Consider the following 6,881-nt stretch of genomic DNA (forward strand, 5'->3'; position numbering starts at 1 on the left):
CACCGGGGCGGCGTCCGCGGCCGGCCCCCCGTGCAGGCGGTGCGCGCTGCCGCTGGGGAAGACGACGACGTCGCCCGTCGCAAGGTCCAGCGTGTCGTGGCCGGGGACGTCGACGCGCGCGCCGCCCTCGACGATCACGTGGAACGGCGCCACGCCCGGCGTCGCGGCGGGTTCGTCCAGCACCCAGGGCGCCGCGAGTTCGCAGCGGATGTCGAGGGAGGTGCGGATCGTGTACAGCGACAGCAGGCGGCTCAGGGTATCCATGTCTTTATCAGATGAGACGATTGGGCAAATTATCGCAGCATCCGGGCATTCATCGTACTAGTCCAAGGGCCTAGACTTCTTTCCACACCAACCCACAACGAAAGGAAAGATCATGAGCCGTCTTAACGCACTGGGTACCAACGCCACCGGCCGTACCGCCGAACTCTTTACCGCCATCAAAGCGAAACTGGGCAAGGTCCCGAACGCGTACGACACGATCGGCAACAACAGCGCCGTGGCCCTGGAGGCGCTGCTGGGCTTCGATGCGAAGCTGGCCGACACGAGCCTGTCGAAAAAAGAGATCGAGGTGATCAAGCTGGCCGTCAGCGAAGTGAGCGGTTGCGATTATTGCCTGGCCGCGCACACGCTGATGGGCAAGATGGCCGGCCTGGGCCCGGACGCGATCCTGGCCGCACGGAAGGGCACGCCGGGTGGCGACGCGAAACTGGATGCGCTGTCGACGTTCGTGCGTGACGTAACGGGCACCCGCGGCACCGTGCCGCAGCCGGTGGTGGATGCGTTCAAGGCGGCCGGCTACACGGATACGCAGGTGGTGGACACGATCTTCGCGATCACCAGCATCACGTTCACGAACCTGCTGAACCGCATCAACGACACGGTGGTGGACTTCCCGAAAGCGCCTGCCTGAAGCGGAACGGGGCGGGAAGCGGAGGCAGGTGCCATGCTACCTGCCTCCGGTCACGACTGTCGATACCAAGAAATACGTAGACGGTTCGCGGTGACACTCTGCTAAAATCGGAGACCCCCGGTCAGTTCAGGAAGGCTGCAAAGCATGGATTCGTCAATCGATAAAAAAGAAGAACTACGTCAACAACTGCGGGCTGCCGCGCTCGAGTACCACCAGTTTCCCTCTCCCGGCAAGATCGCCGTCACCCCGACCAAATCCGTCTTGAACCAGCGTGACCTGGCCCTGGCGTACTCGCCGGGCGTCGCCGCGCCCTGCGAAGAAATCGTCAAGGACCCCGCCAGCGCGTATAAATATACGGCGCGCGGCAACCTCGTCGCGGTCATCTCGAACGGTACCGCCGTCCTCGGCCTCGGCAACATCGGCCCGCTTGCCTCGAAACCGGTCATGGAAGGCAAGGGCGTGCTGTTCAAGAAGTTCGCCGGCATCGACGTGTTCGACATCGAAATCAACGAAACCGATCCGGACAAGCTGATCGAGGTGATTGCCGCGCTGGAACCGACGTTCGGCGGCGTGAACCTCGAGGACATCAAGGCGCCCGAGTGCTTCTACATCGAGCGCAAGCTGCGCGAGCGCATGAAGATCCCGGTCTTCCACGACGACCAGCACGGCACCGCGATCATCGTCGGCGCCGCCATCCTGAACGGCCTGAAGGTCGTCGGCAAGGATCTCAAGAAGTGCAAGATGGTCGTGTCCGGCGCGGGCGCCGCGGCGCTGGCCTGCCTCGACCTGGCGGTCGACCTCGGCTTCCCGATCGAGAATATTTACGTGACCGACCTCGCCGGCGTCGTCTACAAGGGCCGCACCGAGCTGATGGACCCGGACAAGGAACGCTTCGCCCAGGATACGCCGGCCCGTTCGCTGGCCGAGATCATCCCGGACGCCGACATCTTCCTGGGCCTGTCCGCCGGCGGCGTGCTCAAGCCCGAGATGGTCGCGAAGATGGCGCCGAACCCGCTGATCCTGGCGCTCGCCAACCCGAACCCGGAAATCTTGCCGGAAGACGCGAAGGCCGTCCGCGACGACGTCATCATCGCCACTGGCCGTTCGGACTACCCGAACCAGGTCAACAACGTGCTGTGCTTCCCGTACATGTTCCGCGGCGCGCTGGACTGCGGCGCGACGACGATCACGCGCGAAATGGAAATCGCCGTCGTGCACGCGATCGCCGACCTGGCCCACGCGGAACAGTCGGACATCGTGGCGTCGGCCTACGGCATCTCGAACCTGTCGTTCGGTCCGGAATACCTGATCCCGATGCCGTTCGACCCGCGCCTGCTGACGCACATCGCGCCGGCCGTCGCCAAGGCCGCGATGGAAGGCGGCGTCGCCACCCGTCCGATCGCCGACCTGGCCGCGTACGCCGAGAGCCTGCAGCAATTCGTCTACCGCAGCGGCAGCTTCATGAAGCCGCTGTTCCAGATCGCCAAGAGCGCGCCGGCCGAGCGCAAGCGCATCGTCTTCGCCGAGGGCGAGGAAGAGCGCGTGCTGCGCGCGGTGCAGGTCGTCGTCGACGAGAACCTGGCCCGCCCGATCCTCGTCGGCCGTCCGGCCGTGCTGGAAAAGCGCATCGAGAAATTCGGCCTGCGCCTGAAGCAGGGCAAGCACTTCGACGTCATCAACCCCGACTTCGACGAGCGCTACCGCGATTACTGGCAGTCGTACCACCAGATGGTGATGCGCAAGGGCGTCACGGAAGACCTCGCCAAGCTGGCGATGCGCCGCCGTCACACGCTGATCGGGGCGATGATGATCCACAAGGGCGACGCCGACGGCATGATCTGCGGCACCTACGGCACGACCGACGTGCACCTGCAGTACATCGAGCAGGTGCTGGGCAAGCGTGCCGGCAGCAACGTCTATGCGGCGCTGAACTTCATCATCACGCAGGAACGCCAGATCGCGATGGTCGACACGCACGTCAACGAGAATCCGACCGCGGAAGAGCTGGCCGAGATCACGCTGATGGCGTCCGAGGAACTGGAGCGCCTGGGCATCACGCCGCGCGTGGCGCTGCTGTCGCACTCGAACTTCGGCACGTCGAACAGCGCGTCGGCCAGGAAGATGCGCGCCGCGCTGGCCCTCATCCAGCAAAAGGCCCCGAACCTGGAAGTCGACGGCGAGATGCACGGCGACACGGCCCTGGACGCGAAGCTGCGCGCCAAGATCATGCCGCAATCGACGCTGAAGGGCGACGCCAACCTGCTCGTCATGCCGAACATCGAAGCCGCGAACATCGCCTACAACGTGGTCAAGACGGCGGCCGGCAGCGGCGTCGCCATCGGCCCCGTGCTGCTGGGTTGCGCGCGTCCGGTGCACATCCTGACCCCGTCGGCCACCGTGCGCCGCATCGTCAACATGACGGCGCTGTGCGTCGTCGACGCCGTCTCGGAGCGTTGATACGACACCTTTGTGTTGTAGATTTGCCACCTGTGACGAAATGACTCAAAAGGGCCCATTGCGGCCCTTTTGTCATTGAAATGTAGAAGTTCCCGACATTTCGTGAATATGTAATAAAGCTTGAGGCACTCGTAACAATGCGTAATCACGCGACGTGTTTGCGGGCTTTCAGGCGATAATAGACGAGTACATATTGCTTCTTTTGCACGATTTCTTTTGTGCAAAGGCCCAGGCACCACTCTGTTACAATGCGGGGTTGTTGGAAAATTATCTGGTCCGCGCCAGCGCGGCCGACGACCCGCATGCCGACCCGCCTCGGCTGTTGCGGCGGCCGCTACGGACCACCACTGGATCACCAAGAACATGCAAACAACAAAAAAGGCCCTGATCACCGGTATTACCGGGCAGGATGGAGCCTATCTGGCACAATTGCTCCTGGAAAAGGGCTACTCCGTGACCGGCACTTTTCGCCGGTCCAGCTCGGTTAATTTCTGGCGCATTGCCGAACTCGGTATCGAGCAGCATCCGAACCTGAACCTCGTCGAATACGACCTCACCGATCTCTCCTCGAGCATCCGCCTGATCGAATCCACCCGTCCCGACGAGGTGTACAACCTGGCCGCGCAGAGCTTCGTCGGCGTTTCGTTCGATCAGCCCGTGACCACCGCCTCGATCACCGGCATCGGCGCCGTCAACCTGCTGGAAGCGATCCGCATCGTCCACCCGAAAGCGCGCTTCTACCAGGCCTCCACGTCGGAGATGTTCGGCAAGGTGCAGGCCGTGCCGCAGGTCGAGTCGACCCCGTTCTATCCGCGCAGCCCGTACGGCGTCGCCAAGCTGTACGCCCACTGGATGACCGTGAACTACCGCGAGTCCTATGGCATCTTCGGCAGCTCGGGCATCCTGTTCAACCACGAGTCGCCACTGCGCGGCCGCGAGTTCGTCACCCGCAAGATCACGGATTCCGTCGCCAAGATCGTCCTGAACAAGCTGGACGTGCTGGAACTGGGCAACATGGACGCCAAGCGCGACTGGGGCTATGCGCGCGAATACGTGGAAGGCATGTGGCGCATCCTGCAGGCCGACGAGCCCGATACGTTCGTGCTGGCCACCAACCGCACCGAAACGGTGCGCGACTTCGTCACCATGGCCTTCCGCGGCGCCAACCTCGACGTCGAGTGGAAAGGCAAGGGCGAGCAGGAAACGGGGCATTGCGCCCGCACCGGCAAGCTGCTCGTGCGCGTGTCGCCGAAGTTCTACCGTCCGGCCGAGGTCGACCTGCTGATCGGCGACCCGTCCAAGGCGCAGCAAGAGCTGGGCTGGAAGGCCGAGACGTCGCTCGAACAGCTGTGCCAGATGATGGTCGACGCCGACCTGCGTCGCAACGAGACCGGTTTTTCGTTCTGACATGAACCGCATGGTCACGGAAGACCTCGTCCGGATGGTTGAGCCCAAGGAAGGCGAGGGCAAGCGCGCCCTCATCACCGGCCTGCGCGGCTTCACCGGCTACTACATGGCGCGCGAGCTCACCGCTGCGGGCTATCACGTGTTCGGCACGGTGTTGCCGGGCAGCGAGACCGGACCGGACATCTTCACCGTCGACCTGACCGACCGCGCCGCGCTGGCCGCCGTCATCGAACAAGTGCGGCCGGACGTGGTGGTCCACCTGGCCGCCATCGCATTCGTGGCCCACAACGACGCCGAGCAAATGTACCGCGTCAACGTGGTCGGCACCCGTAACCTGCTGGAAGCGCTGGCGCACGGTGCGCACAAGCCGTCCAAGGTGCTGCTCGCGTCGTCCGCCAATATCTACGGCAACGCCGCGGTGCCCGTGATCGACGAATTCGTGCCGCCCGCGCCGGCGAACGACTACGCCGTCAGCAAGCTCGCGATGGAATACATGGCGCGCCTGTGGATGGACAAGCTGCCGATCGTGATCGCGCGGCCGTTCAACTACACGGGCGTCGGCCAGAACGAGAACTTCCTGCTGCCCAAGATCGTGTCGCACTTCCGCAAGGGCGCGCGCCGCATCGAGTTGGGCAACCTGGCGATCGCGCGCGATTTTTCCGACGTGCGCACGGTGGCGAAGAGCTACCGGCGCCTGCTCGCGGCGGCACCCGCCGGCGAAGTCTTCAATGTCTGCTCCGGCCGCTCGCACTCGCTGGAGAGCCTGATCGACATGATGAGCGACATCGCCGGCTACCGCATCGAAGTGCACGTCAACCCCGCCTTCGTGCGCGCCAACGAGGTGCTCACGCTGTCCGGCAGCAACGCCAAGCTGGCAGGCACGATCGGTACGATCGAGCCCACGCCGCTGGTCGACACGCTGCGCTGGATGTACCAGGCATGAACAGGGTGCCGACCGGCCTGGACACCACCATGATCGAACTGGGCCTCCCTAAACGACGACCGGACGGCACGCCCGCCCTGCAGGACCGCCTGCGCGCGCTCCCCGGTTCCGCCGAGGCCGCCAACGATGCGCTCTTGCAGCCGGACCTGCGCATCGGCATCGGCACGACCATGATCGAGCCGGCCTTCACGGGCGGGCACCTGGACGGCATCGGCGTCTATACGCAGGCATTGCTGCGCCACCTGCCGCACGCCGGCTGCGCGATGCGGCCGTATTCCTGGCCGCGCCTGCGCAGCGCCGGGCCCGTGACGAAGGGCGAAGCGTTGCCCCGTACCTTCGAACGCGCGTCCTTCGTCGACCTCCTGACCCCGGACGCGCACCGCGTGCACATGCCCGTCGACGTGTTCCACGTGACCGACTACCGCGTCGTGCGCATGGATTGCCCCGTGGTCGCCAGCCTGCACGATGCGCTGCCCGTGAAACATCCCGAGTGGTGCAATCCGCGCATGCGTGGCCTGAAGAACTGGCTGCAGCGCAAGGCCGCGCAAAAGGCCGACCACGTGATCGCGCTGTCGCACTTCGCCATCGACGAACTGGTCGACTGCTTCGGCATCGACGAGCGCCGCATCACCGTCGTGCCGTGCGGCGTGGATGAAGAATGGCTGGCGCCGCCGCCGGCGCATGCCGTGGCGATGACCCTGCAGGCCAACGGATTGCGGCCGGGGTATTTCCTGTTCGTGGGCACGCTGCAGCCACGCAAGAACGTCGAGCGCCTGCTGGACGCCTACCTGTCGCTGCCGCCCGCCGTGCGCGCGGAGCGCCAGCTCGTCATCGTCGGCAGTGCCGGTGCGCGCTCGGAAGACCTGCTGCGCCGCATCGCCGCCGCCGTGCAGGACGGGGCGAACGTCGTCTGGCTGAACCGGCTCACCGACAACACCGAACTGCGCCACGTGTACGCCGGCGCGGGCGTGTTCGTGTTCGCGTCGCTGTACGAAGGCTTCGGCATCCCGGTCGTCGAGGCGTTCGCGTCCGGCGTGCCGGTCGTCGCGTCGAACACGACGTCGCTGCCGGAAGTGACGGCCGGCGCGGCGCTGGAGGTCGATCCGCTCGACACCGGCGCGATCGCCGACGCCATGCTCGCGCTGGCGCGCGAACCCGCCG

Annotated in this window: 6 protein-coding genes; 5 read left to right on the top strand and 1 reads right to left on the bottom strand. The window is 65.1% G+C overall.

Annotation, left to right across the window (positions count from 1 at the left end; genetic code table 11):
• Nucleotides 1–264, bottom strand: a 264-nt coding sequence (locus ACEN88_RS21215) for a cupin domain-containing protein (protein WP_413342764.1), incomplete at its 3' end; no start/stop codon positions are given.
• Nucleotides 265–376: 112 nt separating this feature from the next.
• Here ACEN88_RS21215 and ACEN88_RS21220 point away from each other — a divergent pair.
• The 5 genes from ACEN88_RS21220 to ACEN88_RS21240 form a co-directional block, all read left to right on the top strand.
• A complete protein-coding gene (locus ACEN88_RS21220) occupies nt 377–913 on the top strand; it encodes a carboxymuconolactone decarboxylase family protein (protein ID WP_413342766.1) in 537 nt (178 codons plus the stop codon).
• A gap of 144 nt (nt 914–1,057) precedes the next feature.
• Nucleotides 1,058–3,370 carry an NADP-dependent malic enzyme gene (locus ACEN88_RS21225; protein ID WP_413342768.1) on the top strand — a complete coding sequence of 771 codons (2,313 nt, stop codon included), beginning with the start codon at nt 1,058–1,060 and terminating at the stop codon, nt 3,368–3,370.
• 363 nt (nt 3,371–3,733) lie between these two features.
• A complete protein-coding gene (gmd, locus tag ACEN88_RS21230; RefSeq protein WP_413342770.1) occupies nt 3,734–4,777 on the top strand; it encodes a GDP-mannose 4,6-dehydratase in 1,044 nt (347 codons plus the stop codon).
• A 1-nt stretch (nt 4,778) separates the two neighbouring features.
• Complete coding sequence (locus ACEN88_RS21235; RefSeq protein ID WP_082577100.1) at nt 4,779–5,720, top strand: GDP-mannose 4,6-dehydratase; 942 nt, start codon at nt 4,779–4,781, stop codon at nt 5,718–5,720.
• Nucleotides 5,717–6,881 (top strand): glycosyltransferase family 4 protein (locus ACEN88_RS21240; protein WP_413342772.1); only part of this gene is annotated, 1,165 nt, incomplete at its 3' end. The genes ACEN88_RS21235 and ACEN88_RS21240, both read left to right, overlap by 4 nt.

Source organism: Massilia sp. CT11-108 (assembly GCF_047302915.1).
In the GTDB taxonomy this organism is placed as follows: Bacteria; Pseudomonadota; Gammaproteobacteria; order Burkholderiales; family Burkholderiaceae_D; genus Telluria; species Telluria orientalis.